General features: G+C 67.4%; 13 protein-coding genes. 6 read left to right on the top strand and 7 right to left on the bottom strand.

Translation table 11 applies throughout. The features are described 5' to 3' along the window. A complete protein-coding gene (locus tag AACH00_RS07835) occupies nt 1-1,452 on the bottom strand; it encodes an SDR family oxidoreductase (RefSeq protein WP_341398535.1) in 1,452 nt (483 codons plus the stop codon). A 179-nt stretch (nt 1,453-1,631) separates the two neighbouring features. Here AACH00_RS07835 and AACH00_RS07830 point away from each other — a divergent pair, with 179 nt between their 5' ends. Continuing rightward, on the top strand, nt 1,632-4,301 hold the full coding sequence (locus tag AACH00_RS07830) for a cation-translocating P-type ATPase (RefSeq protein WP_341398534.1): 2,670 nt from the start codon (nt 1,632-1,634) through the stop codon (nt 4,299-4,301). A gap of 84 nt (nt 4,302-4,385) precedes the next feature. Further along, nucleotides 4,386-4,607: a hypothetical protein gene (locus tag AACH00_RS07825; protein ID WP_341398533.1), complete on the top strand. Its 222-nt coding sequence runs from the start codon at nt 4,386-4,388 to the stop codon at nt 4,605-4,607. Here the strand turns inward: AACH00_RS07825 and AACH00_RS07820 are convergent. Then, the gene (locus AACH00_RS07820) at nt 4,579-5,499 is read right to left on the bottom strand and encodes a LysR family transcriptional regulator (RefSeq protein ID WP_341398532.1); all 921 of its coding nucleotides are present in this window, start codon (nt 5,497-5,499) and stop codon (nt 4,579-4,581) included. The genes AACH00_RS07825 and AACH00_RS07820 overlap by 29 nt on opposite strands. 74 nt (nt 5,500-5,573) lie before the next feature. Between AACH00_RS07820 and AACH00_RS07815 the strand changes: the two genes are divergently transcribed. Continuing rightward, complete coding sequence (locus AACH00_RS07815; RefSeq protein ID WP_341398531.1) at nt 5,574-6,572, top strand: DMT family transporter; 999 nt, start codon at nt 5,574-5,576, stop codon at nt 6,570-6,572. Nucleotides 6,573-6,584: 12 nt separating this feature from the next. Here AACH00_RS07815 and AACH00_RS07810 read toward each other — a convergent pair whose 3' ends face one another. Both AACH00_RS07810 and AACH00_RS07805 read right to left on the bottom strand, forming a co-directional pair. Further along, nucleotides 6,585-7,505 carry a pyridoxal-phosphate dependent enzyme gene (locus AACH00_RS07810; protein WP_341398530.1) on the bottom strand — a complete coding sequence of 307 codons (921 nt, stop codon included), beginning with the start codon at nt 7,503-7,505 and terminating at the stop codon, nt 6,585-6,587. A gap of 50 nt (nt 7,506-7,555) precedes the next feature. After that, nucleotides 7,556-8,698 carry an alpha/beta hydrolase gene (locus tag AACH00_RS07805; protein WP_341398529.1) on the bottom strand — a complete coding sequence of 381 codons (1,143 nt, stop codon included), beginning with the start codon at nt 8,696-8,698 and terminating at the stop codon, nt 7,556-7,558. Between the two features lie 146 nt (nt 8,699-8,844). Between AACH00_RS07805 and AACH00_RS07800 the strand changes: the two genes are divergently transcribed. Next, nucleotides 8,845-9,741 (top strand): LysR family transcriptional regulator, encoded by an 897-nt coding sequence (locus AACH00_RS07800; RefSeq protein WP_341398528.1) that lies wholly within the window; start codon nt 8,845-8,847, stop codon nt 9,739-9,741. 23 nt (nt 9,742-9,764) lie between these two features. Here the strand turns inward: AACH00_RS07800 and AACH00_RS07795 are convergent, their stop codons facing one another. Then, complete coding sequence (locus tag AACH00_RS07795) at nt 9,765-10,664, bottom strand: LysR family transcriptional regulator (protein ID WP_341398527.1); 900 nt, start codon at nt 10,662-10,664, stop codon at nt 9,765-9,767. Nucleotides 10,665-10,865: 201 nt separating this feature from the next. On the opposite strand from AACH00_RS07795, the gene AACH00_RS07790 reads away from it, so the two are divergent. Both AACH00_RS07790 and AACH00_RS07785 read left to right on the top strand, forming a co-directional pair. Next, nucleotides 10,866-12,041 carry an alpha-hydroxy acid oxidase gene (locus tag AACH00_RS07790; protein ID WP_341398833.1) on the top strand — a complete coding sequence of 392 codons (1,176 nt, stop codon included), beginning with the start codon at nt 10,866-10,868 and terminating at the stop codon, nt 12,039-12,041. Next, nucleotides 12,038-13,039 (top strand): tripartite tricarboxylate transporter substrate binding protein BugE, encoded by a 1,002-nt coding sequence (locus AACH00_RS07785; RefSeq protein ID WP_341398526.1) that lies wholly within the window; start codon nt 12,038-12,040, stop codon nt 13,037-13,039. The genes AACH00_RS07790 and AACH00_RS07785 overlap by 4 nt, the downstream gene beginning before the upstream one ends. 246 nt (nt 13,040-13,285) lie before the next feature. On the opposite strand, the gene AACH00_RS07780 is transcribed toward AACH00_RS07785, so the two are convergent. Continuing rightward, the gene (locus AACH00_RS07780; RefSeq protein WP_341398525.1) at nt 13,286-14,557 is read right to left on the bottom strand and encodes a PKD domain-containing protein; all 1,272 of its coding nucleotides are present in this window, start codon (nt 14,555-14,557) and stop codon (nt 13,286-13,288) included. A 443-nt stretch (nt 14,558-15,000) separates the two neighbouring features. Then, the gene (locus AACH00_RS07775) at nt 15,001-18,120 is read right to left on the bottom strand and encodes an efflux RND transporter permease subunit (RefSeq protein ID WP_341398524.1); all 3,120 of its coding nucleotides are present in this window, start codon (nt 18,118-18,120) and stop codon (nt 15,001-15,003) included.

Below are 18,120 nucleotides of genomic sequence, written 5' to 3'. Positions count from 1 at the left end.
TCAGGCTCCCAGCAGCGACTGGCCGCACACCCGCAAGGTCTGGCCCGAGACACCGCTGGCATCGCCGCGCGCCAGGAAGGCGATCGCCTCCGCCACATCACCCGGCTGCCCGCCTTGCGACAGCGCATTCAGGCGCCGGCCAGCCTCGCGGATCATCATCGGCATGCGGCCTGTCATCGCGGTTTCGATGAAACCCGGCGCCACCGCATTCACGGTGATGCCCCGGGCTTGCAAGGCCACCGAGCGGGCCTGCACATGGCCGATCAGCGCTGCCTTGGACGCGCTGTAGTTCGTTTGCCCCGCATTGCCGGCAATGCCGCTGATGGAGGCCAGGCACACCTCGCGGGCGTTGGCGTTCAGGGCGCCAGCGGCGTCGAGGGCGCGGTCGATGTTGATCACGGCGCGCAGGTTCACGTTCATCACGCTGTGCCATTCGGCGTCGCTCATGCGCTGCAGCGTGCGGTCACGGGTGATGCCGGCGTTGTGGATCAGAATGTCGATGCCGGAGGTGGCCGCTGTGGTGGTGGTGGTGGTGGTGGTGGTGGTGGTGGTGGTGGTGGTGGTGGCGGTGGTGGTGGCGGTGGCGGTGGTGGTGGCGGTGGTGGTGGCGGTGGTGGTGGTGGTGGTGGTGGCGGCCACCAGTTTTGCGCCGGCGTCGGGGGCGGTGATGTCGAGCGCCAGCGCCTGGCCCTTCAGCTCCGCAGCCAGGCTGCTCAGTGCCGCCTGGGCTTGCGGCACATCCACGCACAGCACGCGGGCGCCGTCGGCGGCCAGGCGCCGCGCCGTGGCCGCCCCAATGCCACCCGCCGCGCCGGTCACCACGGCCGTTTTGCCAACAAACGCACCACCGGGCTGCACGGGCGATGCCATGCCGCGGCCGGGTTGCAAGCGCAGCGCCTGGCCAGACACATACGCTGAGCGATCACTGCAGAAGAACGCCAGTGCACCCGTCAGATTCGCAGCACTGCTCGCCACCTCGGCTGGCAGGTACAGCAGGTTTGCCGTGGCGCCGCGCCGGCCCACTTCCTTGGCCAGCGCGCGGGTGAAGCCTTCCACCGCGCGGGCGCAGGCAGCGGCTTCCACACCCTGCGCATCGGCACTGGCCAGCAGCAGAACGCGGGCGCTGGATGCCAGTTGACCGATGGCCGCGCGCGCCGTGCCGTGCAGATAGTTCAGGTCGTCCACGCTGGCCAGGCCAGTCAGGTCGATCACCAAGGCGTGCAGGGGGCCGGTGGTGGCGGCTTGAGCGCCCAAGTCAGTCAGGGCGGCGCGGCAGGCTGCTTCGGCCAAGCCACCCGGGGCAGCCAGTAGCAGCGTGGCTCGGCCGGCCAACTCCTTCGACAGGAATGTGCCCTGGCTTCGGCGCAGCACCTTCGGCTGGGGCAGGCCCAGCGCGCGCACCAAGGGGGCGCTGAAGGGGTGGTTGGCAAGTTGCAGCAGGGTATCGGCCATGGGTGAGTGTTTGTGTACGTTGTTGTTTATGAATGTACTGCCGTGCCCGCAGGACGGCAATCGGGCCAACCCGCTGCCCTTCGTCTTGCGCCGCACCGACAACAGGGCCAAGCGCCCTCAGGCTGCACGGGCAGGGTGGGTGCCATGTTGGTGCTGCGCGGCTGTCCGGAGTTCGCCTCATGTCCGCTGCCATTCCCTTTCCAGAACGCCCTGCTTCATCAGCCACATACAGGGCCGAGGAAGCAGCCGAGGCGGCCCGCCACATCCCCGCAACGCCTGAGGGCCTGACGGCCGCCGAAGCCGCCTCGCGCCTGTCGCGTGACGGCCCCAATCTGCTGCCTGCCAACCAGCCCGCCTCACGCTGGGTGGTGGTGCGCAAGGTGCTGACCGAGCCGATGTTCCTCATGCTGCTCACCGCCGGTGGCATTTACCTGGTGCTGGGCAGCCGTGGTGAGGCGCTGTTCCTGCTGGCATTTGTGCTGGCCGTGATCGGCCTGACGCTGGTGCAGGAAGGCCGCACCCAGCGGGCGCTGGACGCGCTGCGCGACTTGTCTGCGCCCAAGGCGCTGGTGCAGCGTGACGGCGTGGCGGTGCGCGTGCCTGGCACCGACGTGGTGGTGGGCGACTGGCTGTTGCTGCAGGAGGGCGACCGAGTCGCGGCAGATGCCGAGTTGTGTTCTGGCAGCGTGAGTCTGGATGAATCACTGCTCACCGGTGAAGCCTTGCCGGTGGAGAAGCAACCCGCCACCGGCCAGCCCGACGACCCCGTGGTGATGGTGTTTGCCAGCACCGTGGTGACACGCGGCCACGGTGGTGCCCGCGTGACGGAGGTGGCGGCCAACACGGCCGTCGGCCGCATTGGCGGGGCCTTGAACGCCACGGTGGAGCCGCCTTCGCAGCTGCAGCAGGCCTCGCGCAAGCTGGTGCGCCAGCTGGGTGTGGTGGCGGTGGGTCTGTCGGCGGCGCTGGTGCTGCTGGGTGTGTGGTGGGACGGCCGGCCGCTGCTCGACAGCCTGCTCTCGGGCATTGCGCTGGCCATGGCCATCCTGCCCGAAGAGATCCCGGTCATCCTGACGGTGTTCCTCGCCTTGGGTGCGTGGCGGCTGGCAGGGCAGAAGGTGCTGACCCGCCGCTCCACCGCGGTCGAGGCGCTCGGCGCCATCACCGTGCTGGCCGTGGACAAGACCGGCACCCTGACCCGCAACCAGATGGCCGTGGTGGCCCTGGCCGCCGCCGGTGAGCCACTGCCGCTGACCGACGGTGCCCCGCTGCCGCCAGACCTGGTGGCGGTGTTGCAGGCCGCGGTGCTGGCCACGCCGCCCCGCCCGTTTGACCCGATGGAGCAGGCCTTGCGTGCGTGCGGCTCAGCGCCTGCCCAGGGCCTGCCGGCCTGGGTGAATGCTGCCGTGCCACTGCATGCCTATGCGCTGGCCCCCGGCCTGCTGGCGATGACGCAGGTGCACCAGGGGCCAGATGAGCGCCAGTGGCTGGCCTGCAAGGGTGCGCCTGAAGCGGTGGCTGATTTGTGCCGCTTGACCGAAACGCAGCGCGTTCACTTGCGCTCGCAAGTGGCATCGATGGCCGGTCTGGGCTGGCGCGTGCTTGGCGTGGCGGGTGGGCACTGGCCGCCTGAAGGCGACGCGGCCTCAACCCCACCAGATTGGCCCGCCGGCCAGGCCGATCTGGGCCTGAGCTGGCTCGGCCTTGTCGCCCTGGCTGACCCGCCCCGCGACGACGTGCCCGCCGCCCTGGCCGAATGCCGCGGTGCCGGCGTGCGCGTCATCATGCTGACGGGCGACCACCCGGCCACCGCCAGCGCCATTGCGACCCAGGTGGGCCTGACCGACCGACCCGAGGTGCTGACCGGCGCACAGATCGACACGCTGTCTGATGCCGACCTCACCACCCGCATGGCCCGCACCGATGTGTGCGCGCGGCTGCAACCCGCCCACAAGCTGCGGCTGGTGCGCTGCCTGCAGGCCGGCGGCGCGGTGGTGGCCATGACGGGTGACGGCGTGAACGACGCCCCGGCCCTGAAGGCCGCCGATGTGGGCATCGCCATGGGCCTGCGCGGCACCGACGTGGCCCGGGAGGCCTCGGCGCTGGTGCTGCTGGACGACAGCTTCGCGCGCATCGTGGCGGCCATTCGCCAGGGGCGGCGCATCTTCGACAACATCGACAAGGCCAGCCGCTTCACCTTTGCCGTGCACGTGCCCATCGTCGGCCTGGCCTTGCTGCCGGCGCTGATGCACTGGCCGGCGCTGCTGCTGCCTGCGCACATCGTGCTGCTGGAGTTGCTTATCGACCCCGCCTGCTCGGTGGTGTTTGAAGCCGAGCCCCCGGCCGACGGCGTGATGCAGCGCCCGCCGCGTGCGCCGGGCGTGTCGCCGTTTTCATCGGGCAACCTGTGGGCCGGGGCCTTGCAGGGCAGCGGGCTGGCGCTGGTGCTGCTGGCCGGTTTTGCGGTACTGCAAGGGCCGCTGGGCGTGCCGGAGGCCGCCAGCCGTGGCGCCGTGGTGGTGGCCCTGCTGAGCAGCGTGTGGCTGCTGGTGGTGGCCAACCGCCAGCCTGACCGCGGCTGGTGGCCCAGCCTGCGCGCCGGCAACCCCTGGCTGTGGCCGATGGCCGGTGCGGTGGCGGCCCTGCTGGTGCTGGCACTCAGCGTGCCCGTGCTGCGAGACCTGCTGCACCTGGCCCCGGTAACCCCCGTGGTGGCTGGCGCTGCGGCATTGATGGTGGTTTTGAACTGCTTTTGTCTCGCTTTGACCCGGCTTTGGCGGCCATCGCCAGCACCCGCTGCGCCAATTCGACACACCGTCACCAGGGCAGTGCACGATGCACCAGCGTGATCTCAGGGTTTTTCGTGGCCTCGGCTTCCTGAAACTTTGTTGCAATCGATAGCAAGCGTTCAGGAATCAGGAATCTACGGGGCCATGAAAACAACCTTGATCGGCGGACCCTGCCACCTGCAGGTGGTGGAGGTGGCGCTGGCTGCTCAGTCCTTCGAGTCGCTGGTGGGCGGCTTGCTGCAGCGCTACACCCGGCGCCTGTGGATGGACGGCAATGGCTCGGCCGTGAAGGCCTTCTACGTGCACGTCGATCTGTCAGACGGCGAAGCCGACGTGCTCATGATGATGCAGGCCATGGCGGTGTGAACCCGCCCGCGCTGCTGGCCCCACCCGCGCCGCCCACACCGTCCGCGCGCAGCGTCTGCAGCAGCATGCGGTGCAGGCTGTCGACGGCCTTCGAGCCCGCCGACGCCCGGCTGCGATAAACCGCCACCTGCATCGGCTCCAGCGGCCCCAGGCCGTGCTCCATCCCCAGCACCTGCAAGTGCGCCGGTGTGCTGCACTGCGTGAGTGCAGCGACCGCCAAACCACTCTCCACCGCTGCAATCTGCCCCGCCAGGCTGGAGCTGTTGTAGACCACCTTGTACGGCCGCCCCTGGGCCGCCAGCGAGTTGATGGCGCTGCGCCGCCCCAGGCTGGCCGCCTCATACACGGCAATCGGCAGCGGGTTGCGGAGCCACACATCAAACTGCGGTGAGCCCACCCACACCATCGGCTCATGGAACAGCAAGGTGCCGCGCCGGGCGTGGTCGCGCGACACCAGTGCCAGGTCCAGGTCGCCACTGGCCACGCGTGGAATCAGCGAGGTGGATTGCTCGCAGTCGAGTTGAATCTCGACCCCGCCATGGCGCGGCGCGAAGCGCTTGAGGACCGGCGTGATGTAGCGACTGGCGTAGTCGTCGGGCACGCCCAGGCGCACCAGGCCGGAAATGGCCTCGCCCTGCAGCGCGGCCTGGGCTTCGGCGTGCAGGTCCAGCAGGCGGCGGGCATAGCCCAGCAGCACCTGCCCGTTGTGCGTGAGCTGCAACTGGCGCGGCCCGCGCAGCAGCAGCGTGCAGCCAGCTGCCTCTTCCAGCTTCTTCAGCTGCATGCTGATGGCCGACTGCGAGCGGTGCACCTCATGGGCCGCGCCCGACAGCGAGCCGGCATCCACGGCCGCCACGAAGCTCTTCATCCAGTCCAGCTGCAGGTCTTGCATGGTTTCGATAATCGAATGGCAGACAGCAGAATTATCCGCTTTCCAGCTGGCACGGCCCACGGCACAGTGGTGCCATGACCTTGCAACAATCCACCGCACAGCCTGCCTCCCCCGGCCCGCTCGATGCCCGCGCCGTGGCCGTGATGACGCTGCTGTGCGTGCTGTGGAGCCTGCAGCAAATCTCCCTGAAGGCCGTGGCCGGGCAGGCCAGCCCGATGCTGCTGGTGGCGCTGCGCTCGCTCATCGGCGTTGTGCTGCTGGCTGCATTGATGGCGCGTCGGGCCGACGTGCCGGCGCGCAGCCGCTGGCCGGCCGGTGCCTTGGCCGGCGGCCTATTTGCACTCGAATATCTGCTCGTCACCGCGGCCCTCAACCTCACCCAGGCCTCGCACGTCGTCGTGTTTCTCTACACCGCGCCGCTGTTTGCCGCCCTGGGCCTGCACTGGAGGCTGCCGGCCGAGCGGCTGAACGTGGTGCAGTGGTCCGGCATCGGCTTGGCCTTTGGCGGCATCACGCTGGCGTTTCTGGGGGGTGATGTGATGGCCGGTGTTCAGACCAGCTCACACGGCAGCGGGGCGGGCGTAACCAGTGCTGCACAAAGCCTGCTGGGTGATGCGCTGGCGCTGTTGGCCGGTGCAGCCTGGGGCGCCACCACCATCACCATCCGCTGCTCGAACCTGGCCCAGGCGCCCGCCACTGAAACCCTGCTCTACCAACTGCTGGGCGCCTTCGTGCTGCTGCTGCCGGCGGCCGTGTTCACCGGGCAGTTGCACTTCGAGCCCGTGCCGGTGGTGTGGGCCCACCTGGCTTTCCAGGCGCTCATCGTGTCGTTTGCCAGCTTCCTCGCGTGGTTCTGGTTGCTGCGCCGCTACCTGGCTTCGCAGCTGGGCGTGTTCTCGTTCCTCACGCCGCTGTTTGGTGTGGTGCTCGGCGTGTGGTTGCTGGGCGAATCGCTCACGCCGCCGTTCGAGGCAGGAAGCGCGCTGGTGCTGGGCGGCATCGCGCTGGTGAGTGCGCATGGCGCGGTGGGCGCGTTGTTGAAGCGGTGGCGGCTCGTGTCAGGTACCGCCTAGGCTGCCACCTGCTCAGCGCTCCGTGCGCCAGCGTTCCAGCTGCCTGGCGCTGGTGGTGGCGCCGCCGCACACAACAAACAGGGGCCGCTTGAACGGCGCCAGGGCATCAGGCAGCGCGCCGTAGGCCAATGCCAGCGAGGCACCGCAAGCGGGCTCGACCAGCAGACGGTGGTCATCCAGAAAACGCTGACAAGCCAGGATCGCGTCCTGGTCGGTGACCACCTGCGACCGCAGGTCGTGGCTGTGCACGACGTCAAACGCACCCGCGCAGATCTGCTTGGCACCCAGCGATGTGGCCACGCTGGTGATGGCGGGAAGCTCAATCCGAGATCCCGCTGCCACGGACTGCGCCAGTGAATCGGCCCCCGCGGTTTCAACCGCGATCACCGGAATGTGGCTCAAGCCGTTGCGCCGCAGACCCTCCACCACGCCGCACAGCAAGCCGCCGCCACCCACCGACAGCACGATCGCATCGAAGTTGCAGGCGGCCGCCGCCAGCTCGTCGACCAGCGTGGCGTGGCCGCGCCACAGAAGCTCATCGTCGAACGGGTGCACGAAGGCGGTGTCGGCGCTGACCTGCGTCTGGGCCAGCGCATTGGCCTCTTGCCACGACGCGCCATGAACGACCACCGTCGCACCCTCGCGTTTGATCAAGTCGCGCGCATGCTGCGTGGTGGACTCCGGCACATACACGGTCACCGGGAGGCCCAGCATGCGTCCGCTGTAGGCCACGGCGATGCCGGCATTGCCACCGCTGGATGAGATCAACCGCCTGGCGCCACGTTGCGCATGGTGCTCGCATGCCGCGCCCACACCGCGAAGCTTGAACGAGCCCGGCGGCTGCAGCGCCTCCAGCTTCAGCCAGACCTCCTTGCCGCTGAGACGGCTGAGGGCCTGGGAACGGACCACCGGTGTTTCGATGTGCAGGGGCATGGTGTGAGCGCTGGGTGCGGTAGTCGCTGGAGAGGCGGTGTGTGCCTCGGTCAGCCCAGCGACTTCCGGAAGAATGCGGCAATCTGGTTGAAGGGGATCTTGTCGAGACGATCATACAAGTCGACATGGTCGGCGCCGGGCACCACCACCAGCTCCTTGGGGCCGGGCGCAGCCTTGTAGATGTCCTCCGAGTAATACAGCGAATGTGCCTGGGCGCCGGCGATCAGCATGATCGGACGCGGCGACAGCATGTCGAGGTGCGTGGCCATCGGGAAGGCGAAGAACGGCATCGGGCTGGTCGCCGTCCAGGCGGTGGTGGAGTTGATGGAGCGCGCGTGAAAACCGCGCGGTGTGCGGTAGTAGTTGAAGAAAGCCGCCAGCACCGGATTGGCATCCGGCGGCAGGCTTTCAGGCAGGCAACGATCGAGCTCGACCGGCTTGCCGCTGTCATCAAAGAACAGCTCATGCAGTCCAGGCACGGCGCGGCCCAGGGCGGCATCGTTCCAACGGCGTTGCCCGAGGTAGGCGATGATCTTCTGGCGCTGCCCCGGGGTGTATCTGTCGCGATAGCCACGGCTGATGCTGCGCGACATGTCGTACATCGACGCGGTGGCGACCGCCTTGATGCGCGAGTCGCTGGTGGCAGCCGTCAGGGCCATGCCGCTCAAGCCGCAGATGGCCATGACGCCGATCCGCTCACGGTCCACGTTCGGCATCAGGCCCAGCTGGTCTACAGCCGCGCTGAAGTCTTCGGTGAAGATCTCGGGCGAGGCCACATTGCGCACTGCGCCGCCGCTCTCGCCCGTGAACGAGGGGTCGAACGCCAGCGTGATGAAACCGCGCTCGGCCAGTTGCTGGGCATACAGACCGGAGGATTGCTCCTTCACCGCGCCGAACGGGCCGCTCAACACGATTGCGGGCAGCTTCGCCGCCGACGCATCTCCTGGCGTGTACAGATCGGCCACCAGCGGAATGCCGTAGCGGTTGTTGAAGCTGATCTTCTGCTGGATCACGCGCTCGCTGCGCGGGAAGACTTTGTCCCAGGTCGAGGTGGTCGTCATGGCGTTGGTGTCCTTGGTGGTTGTGGCGGCGGTTGCGTTGGTCGTTGTGGCGCGCGACAGCGGCGTGAGGGTCAAGGCGCTGGCCGCCAGCGCCCCTTGCAATGCTCGTCGGCGATTGAGGGATGTGGTCATCGAGAAGGTGCTCCGTGGGGTGTCGAGACCGCCCTGTGATGGGTCACGGCCGTCCCTGAGAGCGAAATTCTGAGGCGCTGGATCTATTCACACTAGAGGCCCAATGCAGCTATGCTCTATTAGCTGCACTAATCAATTGAGCTGCCATGTCTCGTCCCGATCTGAACGAATTGCTTGCGTTTCTGGCCGTCGCGCGCGAGGGGAGCTTCACGCGTGCGGCCGCCACGCTGGGCGTCAGCCAGTCAGCGCTGAGCCAGACGGTGCGCAAGCTGGAGGAGCGCATGGGCATCCGCCTGCTGTCGCGAACCACGCGCAGCGTGTCCACCACGCCGGCAGGCGAGCGGCTGGCCAGCGCCATCGGGCCGCGCTTCGAGGAGATCGAGACAGAGATCGACGCGCTGACCGCCTTGCAGGACAAGCCTGCAGGCACGGTGCGCATCACCTGCGGCGAGGCGCCACTGCGCAACCTGCTGCTGCCCAGGCTCGCGCCCCTCATGCGCGAGTACCCGGACATCCTGCTTGAGTTCGACGTGAACTATGGCTTCCGCGACATCGTCGCTGAGCGCTTCGACGCGGGTGTGCGGTTGGGCAGCATGATCGACAAGGACATGATCGCCACGCGCCTTGGTCCACCCGGCCGCATGGCCGTGGTGGCTTCTGCCGAGTACCTGGATCGCTGGGGCCGGCCCCGCCACCCGAGGGACTTGACGGCTCACCGCTGCATCAACCAGCGCATGGTGTCGTCCGGTGGTCTGTACGTCTGGGATTTCGAGAAGCGGGGGCAGAAGATCAACGTGCGCGTCGACGGGCCCCTGATCTTCAACACCTCTCCGCCACAGGTGGATGCGGCCCTGGCCGGTCTGGGCCTGGCGCTGCTGCCGGAAGATGAGGTGGCCGCGGAGTTGGCATCCGGCGCCTTGCAACGCGTGCTCGAGGACTGGTGCCCGGTGTTGCCCGGCTACTTCCTCTACTACCCGTCCCGCCGCCAGCCCAGCCCGGCGTTTGCCTTGGTGCTCAAGGCGGTGCGCCATGAGCCGGGGTGAATGTGGCGAGGACCTGCGCCGGCTCAGAACACGCTGCTGGACCCCGTGAAGTCAGCCACCTCTTCGGTGATCTGGCGCAAGGTCTGGATGAGTGGGCGCAGGTCGTCGCGTCGGCTGTGCAGCGCGTAGTCCAGCGCCCCCAGCTGATACGGGCTGTCCAGTTCCTGCAGCACGCCGCGCCCGCTCAATGCTGCGGCCCATCCCACCGGCAGCAGGCCGATGCCGCCGCTGTCCACCAGCAAGCCGACGATGGCGCCCCAATGGTTGCAGACCAGCCGCCGTGGCGCCTGTGCGCCGGCCTGCTGCAGCCAGTGGTCGATGATGTGGGTCACGCCTGAGCCCGGAGGCAGGGTCACCAGTGGATGAGACTGCAGCGCTGCGGCGTCCAGGGTACCGATCGCCGACGCCACTTGAGGCCGGGCACACCAGGTGAAGCGGGCCTGGCTGATCGGCACGCTCGTCAGGCTGCCGCGCCTGGACGGGCCGGCGATGACCGCCACGTCCAGCTCGCCACGGTCCAGCCGGTCGGCCAGTGCGTCGCCGATGTCCACGTGAACACTCAGATTCAGGTGCGGATGCGCCTGTGCGACGGCCCTCACCAATCGGGGCAACCAGGTCAATGCGGTGAGTTCACCAACGCCGATGCGGCAGGGGCCGCGGAGCCCTTGGGTATCGCCGATCTCTTGTCGCAGGTGGTCGGCCTGCTGCAGCAATGCGCTGGCCAGAGGCAGCAGGCGAGTACCCGCTTCGGTCAGCACGGCGCGGTGACCACCTCGATCAAACAGTGTCTGCCCGAGTGAAGCTTCGAGCTCGATGACGCGCTTGGACAAGGACGACACGGACAGGTGCACCCGCTCCGCCGCCATTGCAAAGTTGCTGCAGGTGGCCGCCCAGTAGAAGGCTTCAAGTTGCTTGAGTGTCACGGCGTGTCTCGGCCTTCTTGTTCTCTTTTGGTGAAACAGGGCGTGCCGATTAATTCGCTTTATTGAGAGTGGTGGATTCTAGACACTGCGCTTCCCTTGCATCACAGGAAGCGTGTCGTGTCCTCCAATCCGTCCCAGGCCAATGCGGTCAATGCATGGCAAGCCTTTCAGGGGGCCCGCCGAACCGGGCGCACGCGCGATTTGCTGTCACTGCCGGATTTCGAGGCGGCGGCACGGCGCGTATTGCCTCGGCCGATCTTTGGCTATGTCGCTGGCGCTGCCGAAGACAACCGCGCGCATGACGACAACCGTCGCGCCTTCGACGAACTCGCCTTCGTGCCGCGTGTGCTGTGCAACGTCGCGCATCGCCAGCAGCAGGTGAGCCTGTTCGGCACCACTTACGCGAGTCCCTTCGGCATCGCGCCGATGGGCATTGCGGCACTCTCGGCCTACCGTGGAGACATCGTGCTGGCGCGCGCGGCGGCGCAGGCGCAGATTCCGGCGGTGCTCAGCGGGTCATCGCTGATCGCCCTGGAGACCGTGATGGCCGAAGCGCCCGGCACCTGGTTTCAAGCCTATCTGCCGGGGACGAACGAGCGCATCGACGCTCTGCTGCGGCGGGTGGCCGCAGCCGGTGTCCAGACCCTGGTGATCACGGTGGACATCCCGGTGGCAGGCAATCGTGAAAACAATCTGCGTGCGGGCTTCTCGACACCACTGAGACCCGGCGTGCGGCTGGCCTGGGACGGCTTGACACGGCCCCGCTGGCTGCTTGGCACGCTGCTCCAGACGCTGGCACGCCATGGCATGCCGCATTTCGAAAATTCGTTCGCGGATCGCGGCGCGCCGATCCTGTCGTCCCGCGTGCAACGAGACTTTGCCGAGCGTGACCATTTCGACTGGACCCACATCGCGCGCATCCGCCGCCAATGGAAGGGGGCGCTCGTCATCAAGGGCATCCTGAGCCCGCTCGACGCGGCGCAGGCTCACCGTCACGGTGTGGACGGCATCATCGTCAGCAACCACGGAGGGCGACAGCTGGACAGTGCCGTGGCGCCACTGCGCGTGCTGCCCGCCATCGTCGAGCGGGCCGGTGACATGACCGTGATGCTCGACGGTGGCATCCGCCGGGGCGCCGATGTGCTGAAGGCCATGGCGCTGGGCGCACGGGCGGTCTTTGTCGGCCGCCCCTTCAACTACGCGGCTGCGGTGGACGGTGAAGCCGGCGTTGCCGTGGCCATCGACCTGCTTCGGGCCGAGATCGACCGCAACCTCGCGATGCTGGGTCTCACGAGCCTTGATGACCTGGGCCCGCAGTACCTGTTCAACCACCGCGCGCCACACCCGCTTCACCACCCCCACGGAGACCATCCATGAATCAAGTTCGTCGTCGCTGCACGTTGTCGCGGCTGATCGTTGCCATCGGGCTCTGCGCCACGCTCCATGGCGGCCTGGTTGCCACGGCCCTTGCCCAGGACTACCCCAGCAAGCCAGTCCGCCTGATCGTGCCCTTTTCTGCGGGTGGTACCACCGACATCATGGCCCGCTTGCTGTCCAACGGCATGGCTGCCGCGCTGGGCCAGACGGTGATCGTTGACAACAAGGCCGGCGCAGGCGGCGCCCTGGGTACGTTGGAGCTGGCGCGGCAGCCCGCCGACGGCCACACGCTGGGCATGGCCACGGTCTCGACCACGGCCACCGGGCCGGCGACCAACAGGAAAGTCGGCTATGACCCGCTGTCTGACTTCACCCCCATCATCAATGTGGCGGCCACGCCCAACGTGATCGCCGTTCACCCCGGCTTCCCAGCGCGCGACTACAAGACGTTCTTGCAGGTGCTCAAGAGCAACCCGGGCAAGTACAGCTTTGCCACGGCGGGCAACGCGTCCATAGGGCACATGCAGATGGAGCTCTACAAGAGCTTGTCCGGCACCTTCATCACCCACATTCCGTACCGTGGATCCGGCCCGGCACTGAACGACACCGTGGCGGGGCAGGTGCCCATCGTGTTCGACAACCTGCCGTCCGCCCTGCCGTTCATCAAGTCGGGTCAGCTGGTCGCCATCGTGATCGCCGCTCCACAGCGCCTGTCGCAACTGCCGAACGTGCCGACCTTCAAGGAAGTCGGGCTGGAGCCCGTCAACCGCATGGCCTATTACGGCGTCGTTGGCCCGAAGGGGCTGTCCAAGCCAGTGGTGGAGAAGGTGGCCGCGGCGATCAGAAAGACGGTCGAGCAAGCGGACGTCAAGCGCCGCATCGAGGAGACGGGCTCGCAACTCATCCTGAACACGCCTGCGGCGTTCGAGGCACAGATTCGCGCCGAGCTGACGGTGTACCGGCAGGTGGTCGAGACCCAGAAGCTCACCTTGGACTGAGCAAGGCGGGCGCGCTGGCTGAGCTGTCGAACGTCGCTGTTCGGCCAGCCGGTCGAATGTGGCGCCCCTCCTTCCGCGCTGACATCAGCGGGGAGGGGGGCCCGCCCGCATCCCGCTGCTTGTTGACGATGGCGGTGGCTGGTCGTGGCCAGCCACCGCCACCGATCTCAACGCAAGGGTCTGTGCGACACCTTCGCAGCGCTGCCCACGGCCACGGGCATGGCCTGTCGATCTGCGGACAAGCGCTTACTCGGCTTGGCTCGCATATCGCTGGCGGGCCGCGCGCAGTTGTTGGGCCAGCGTGGCAGCCGGCACCGCATTCAGCAGCACCTGGCCGTAGGCAGCCGGCTGGCCGCCTTCGCAATGCTGCTCGAAGGTGATGTCCAGCTTGGTGGGGTTGCCCGAGCTGTCGAACTTGAGCTGGTTCACGGTGAACTTGCCGCTCAGCGTGTTGCAACCCCGGCCGTCGCCGTACAGGCTCAGGCCTGGCGAGGTGGCGTCCTGGAACGGGAAGCGCTGGGCATTTTTGTAAGTGCCCCTTTTGTAGGACGTGCCGGTGGGAGTGGCCGTGTCGAAGTACCACCAGCTGTCACCCGACACCGAGGCGCTCACGCCGCCGGAAAAGTTGCGTGAGAACCCGATCGAGGCATTGTTGGGGCTGAACTTGTAGCTGCGGCCGCCTGTGATGTAGTCACCCTTGTCGCCATGGAAGCTGATCTCGGTGCGCGGGGCGTCCGGGCTTTGCACCATCACCACCACGTCATCGGTGGCCACCACGCCGACCTTGTCCGTCACCGTCAGCTGAAAGCGCAAACTCGCGCCCGACAGTGGCACGGTCGGGGCGGTGAAACTGGGTTGGCTGACGGTGGTGCTGCTGAGCGTCACGGCCGGGCCATCCAGCTGCGTCCATTGGTAGGTCAGGCGGCCCTTCTTGCGGCCGAACGACTGGCTGCCGTCCAGCGTGCCCGCTTCGCCGGCGATCAGGCCAAAGTCAGCCCCTGCAATGGCGGCCACGTCGGGCACGGTCAGCGCGAATTTGCTGTTGTAGCGCACCGCACCATACAGCGGTGGGCCGCTGACCTCGCACTTCTGCAGGAAGTCGATCGCCAGTTTGGAGACCTTGCCGTCGCTGTCGCGCTGGTATTCCAGCACCTTGAACCAGCCCAGCAGCGTGTTGCAACCTCGGCCATTGCCGCTCATGCTCAAGCCCGATCCCAGCGGGGAATTGAAGGGGTAACGGGCGGCGTTGGCATAGCTGCCGGGGGCCAGCTTGCCGCCAACGGGGGCGGCAAAGTCCAGGTACCACCAGTTGCTGGGGTCGGTCACGCTGAGGTGGGCGTCCCGCTCGCCGCCAGAGGCGGTGACGGTGGCAGCCGGGGCGGTCAGGCTCTGGCTCAGGCCCTGACCGATGTAGTCGCCGCTGGTGCTGATGTACTTCAGTCCGGTCGTGGCCGCCCATAGGGAAGGGGCTTGTGCGGCCAGCAGCAATGCCAGCCCCCAGGTTCTGAATCCGCGCATGGTGTTTTTCCTCCTGTTTATGTTTCCCACCACGGGCGTCACTGCGCGTCACTGCGCGTCACTTCACCACGGCGGAATGCGCGGGCAGTCTACTGATGCGGACTGCGATATCGCAGGCAAGAGCAAGTACCCCCCTAGTTTTGAGAACGGTCACTGACATGCGCAGCTGATGCGCAAGGCAAAGCGGTCCATGAAGTTGACCGGCTCGAGGAGTCGCCGTTCAGCTTTTGCGTGGCCGAAGCCGTTGCCGACACTCCGCGATGGCGTCACCACCTTGGCGCCGCCACCCGCCAGTAACGACAAGTCTTGCCGGGCGGTTTCCGGTTCTGTGTCTATCCACCGAGGAGCCTGTCGGTTCTGCAGCACCTGCATGCGCCATCAAAAATGGGCGCGGAGCATTGCCCCGCGCCCATCACGCAAGGCCGGTCAACCGGCCTCGCAGATCACAACGCCTCCGCATCCCTGTCCTGCATCAGCCCCTCCGCTGCCTTGCGCCCGAACAGCCAGAACATCGCTGGCGTGAGGAAGGTGTCCAGCAGGGTCGCGCTGATCAGGCCGGAGAAGATCACCACGGCCACCGGGTGCAGCACTTCGGTGCCGGGTTGCTCGGCTTCAAACAGCAGCGGTGCCAGCGCGAACGCGGTCACCAGCGCGGTCATCAGCACCGGGCTCAGGCGTTCGAGTGAGCCGCGCACGATGAGTTGCGGGCTGAACGCTTCGCCTTCGAAACGCATCAGGTTGATGTAGTGGCTGACCTTCAGGATGCCGTTGCGCACCGAGATGCCCGCCAGCGTGATGAAGCCCACCAGCGCCGCCACTGACAGCGGCTGGCCCGACAGCCACAAGCCGGCCACCGCACCCACCAAGGCCAGCGGAATGTTCACCATGATGAGCGCGGACAGCACCGCCGATTTGTAGCGGCTGTACAGCACCACGAACATCAGCACCAGCGACACCACCGAGAGCATGCCCACCAGCCGTGATGCTTCTTCCTGCGCCTGGAACTGCCCGCCCAGGGTGATGAAGTAGCCGTCGGGCAGGCGGGTGTCGGCCACCACCTGGCGGATGTCGGCGACGATGTCCGAGAGCGCCCGGCCCGATGCATTGGCCGACAGCACGATGCGCCGCTTGCCGTCGTCGCGGCTGATCTGGTTCGGCCCGTCGCCGTCTTCGATCGTGGCGATGCTCGACAGCGGCACACGGCCACTCGGCGTGTCGATCAGGATCTGGCCCAGGCCCTCGATGGAGCGTGCCGATTCAGGCAGCCGCATCACCAGCGCGAAGCGCCGTCCGCCCTCGACGATCTGCGTCACCTTCTCGCCTTCGACCATGGCCTGCAGCGTGGCCAGCACCTGGGGTGCGGGCACACCGTATTGCGCCGCGGCCTCGTGGTTGATGCGCACCTTGATCTGCGGCGCCAGCACCTGCTTTTCCACCGCCAGGTCGGCGATGCCCGGGATGCTGGCCAGTCGGCTTTGCAGGGCGTCGGCCTGGCCACGCAGCGCGTCCAGGTCTTCGCCGAAGATCTTGATGGCGATCTGCGAGCGCACGCCCGAGAGCATGTGGTCAATGCGGTGCGAGATGGGCTGGCCGATCTCCAGCGCCGCCGGCAGGTTCACCAGCCGCGCCCGGATGTCGGCCCGGATCTCGTCCATGCTGCGCGTGAGTTGCGCGGTGGGCAGCAGGCCCACGTCCAGCTCGCTCACATGCACGCCTTCGGCATGTTCATCCAGCTCGGCGCGGCCGCTGCGGCGCCCCACGTGCGTCACCTCGGGCACCTGGCTGACCAGCACCTCGGCCTTTCGGGCCAGGGCAGAGGTTTCCGCTAGCGTCACGCCGGGGTTCAGGCGCAGGCCGATGAGCAGCGTGCCTTCGTTGAAGGGCGGCAGGAAGGTGGTCGGGAAAAACGGCACCGAGGCCCCCGCCACCAGCACCGCCACACCAGCCGCCGCCATCGCGGCCTTGGGTGCCTGCAGCACGCGCTGCAGGCTGCTGCGGTAGCGCGCCTTCAGCCAGGCCAGCACGCGCGTGTCGTCGTGCTCCAGGTGCTTCATGCGTGGCAGCAGGTAGAAGCTGAGCACCGGCGTGATCGTCACCGACACCACCAGCGAGGCCAGCGTCGAGACGATGAACGCGATGCCCAGCGGCACGAAGAGCTTGCCCTCCAGCCCCGGCAGCGCAAACAACGGAATGAACACCAGCACGATGATGACGGTGGCGTAGAGGATGGCCGAGCGCACTTCCTTCGTCGCGCGCGCCACCACCTCGATCGGGTGCAGGCGCTGGCCCGGCGCGTGGGCACGCTCTGCCTTCAGCCGGCGCAGCACGTTTTCCACGCCCACCACCGCGTCGTCCACCAGCCCGCCAATGGCAATGGCCAGTCCGCCCAGCGTCATCGTGTTGATCGACAGGCCGAAGTACCGGAACACCAGCGCGGTGATGAAGATCGACACCGGGATGGCCGTGAGGGCGATCACCGTGGGCCGCAGCGTGCCGAGGAAGAAGAACAGGATCACCGCGACGAACACCGACGCGCCGATCAACTTGCCTTGCAGCGTGGTGATCGAGGCCTCGATGAAGCTGGCCTGGCGGAAGGTGACGCGCGGCTCGGCCATGCCCGCCGGCAGCGACGACTTCAAGCCACCCAGTGCCTCTTCAATCGACAGGGTCAGTGCGATGGTGTCGGCCGTGGGCTGCTTCTGAATGCCGAGGATCACGGCGGGCTGGCCTTCAAAGCCGGCATCACCGCGTTGCGGCGCCGCGGCAAACGTCACGTCGGCCACCTGGCGCAGCAGCACGGGCTGGCCGGCCTTGGCGGTGATGGCCAGGTCACGCAGGTCGTCCAGGCGGGAGGTGCGGCCGATGTGGCGGATCAGGTATTCCCGCCCGTTCAGCGCCAGAAAGCCGCCCGAGGTGTTCGACGAAAACCCCTTCAGCGCTTCTTCGATGTGCGCATGCGTGATGCCCAGCGTGGCCATGCGCGCCGTGTCGGGCTGCACCTGGAACTGCCGTACTTCACCGCCAATGGGCACCACCTGTGCCACGCCGGAGATCGCCAGCAGGCGCGGGCGCAAGACCCAGTCGGCGTACTCGCGCACGGCCATCGGGCTGATCTTCTGCGTGTCCACCGGAATGGCGATCTGCATGATCTCGCCCATGATCGAGCTGATCGGCCCCATGCGCGGCACCACGCCTTCGGCCAGGCCTTCTTCCATCGACGACAGCCGCTCGGACACGAGCTGGCGGGCGCGGTAGATGTCGGTGTCCCAGTTGAAGGTGACGTACAGGAATGACAAGCCGGCCGACGAGGTGGAACGCACCGACGCCACACCGGGCAGGCCGTTCATCGCGGTTTCCAGCGGGAAGGTGATGAGCTGCTCCACCTCTTCAGCGGCCATGCCGCCGGCCTCCGTCATGATGGTGACGGTGGGCTTGTTGAGGTCGGGGAACACGTCGACCGGGGTGTGCGCCAGCGTGAACGCGCCCCAGGCCATCAACACCAGGCTGGCGATGATGACGAGCAGGCGGTTGGCCAGGCTGTTGTCCAGCAAGAGTTTGAACAT

Source organism: Ideonella margarita, from assembly GCF_038066635.1.
Classification (GTDB): Bacteria; Pseudomonadota; Gammaproteobacteria; order Burkholderiales; family Burkholderiaceae_C; genus Ideonella; species Ideonella margarita.
This window is presented reverse-complemented; position numbering and strand designations above follow the sequence as displayed.

Bases quoted from the DNA above. Each gene is read 5' to 3' on its own strand.
- AACH00_RS07835 (WP_341398535.1), bottom strand. From the start codon at position 1,452: ATGGCCGATACCCTGCTGCAACTTGCCAACCACCCCTTCAGCGCCCCC.
- AACH00_RS07830 (WP_341398534.1), top strand. From the start codon at position 1,632: ATGTCCGCTGCCATTCCCTTTCCAGAACGCCCTGCTTCATCAGCCACA.
- AACH00_RS07825 (WP_341398533.1), top strand. From the start codon at position 4,386: ATGAAAACAACCTTGATCGGCGGACCCTGCCACCTGCAGGTGGTGGAG.
- AACH00_RS07820 (WP_341398532.1), bottom strand. From the start codon at position 5,499: ATGCAAGACCTGCAGCTGGACTGGATGAAGAGCTTCGTGGCGGCCGTG.
- AACH00_RS07815 (WP_341398531.1), top strand. From the start codon at position 5,574: ATGACCTTGCAACAATCCACCGCACAGCCTGCCTCCCCCGGCCCGCTC.
- AACH00_RS07810 (WP_341398530.1), bottom strand. From the start codon at position 7,505: ATGCCCCTGCACATCGAAACACCGGTGGTCCGTTCCCAGGCCCTCAGC.
- AACH00_RS07805 (WP_341398529.1), bottom strand. From the start codon at position 8,698: ATGACCACATCCCTCAATCGCCGACGAGCATTGCAAGGGGCGCTGGCG.
- AACH00_RS07800 (WP_341398528.1), top strand. From the start codon at position 8,845: ATGTCTCGTCCCGATCTGAACGAATTGCTTGCGTTTCTGGCCGTCGCG.
- AACH00_RS07785 (WP_341398526.1), top strand. From the start codon at position 12,038: ATGAATCAAGTTCGTCGTCGCTGCACGTTGTCGCGGCTGATCGTTGCC.
- AACH00_RS07780 (WP_341398525.1), bottom strand. From the start codon at position 14,557: ATGCGCGGATTCAGAACCTGGGGGCTGGCATTGCTGCTGGCCGCACAA.
- AACH00_RS07775 (WP_341398524.1), bottom strand. From the start codon at position 18,120: ATGTTCAAACTCTTGCTGGACAACAGCCTGGCCAACCGCCTGCTCGTC.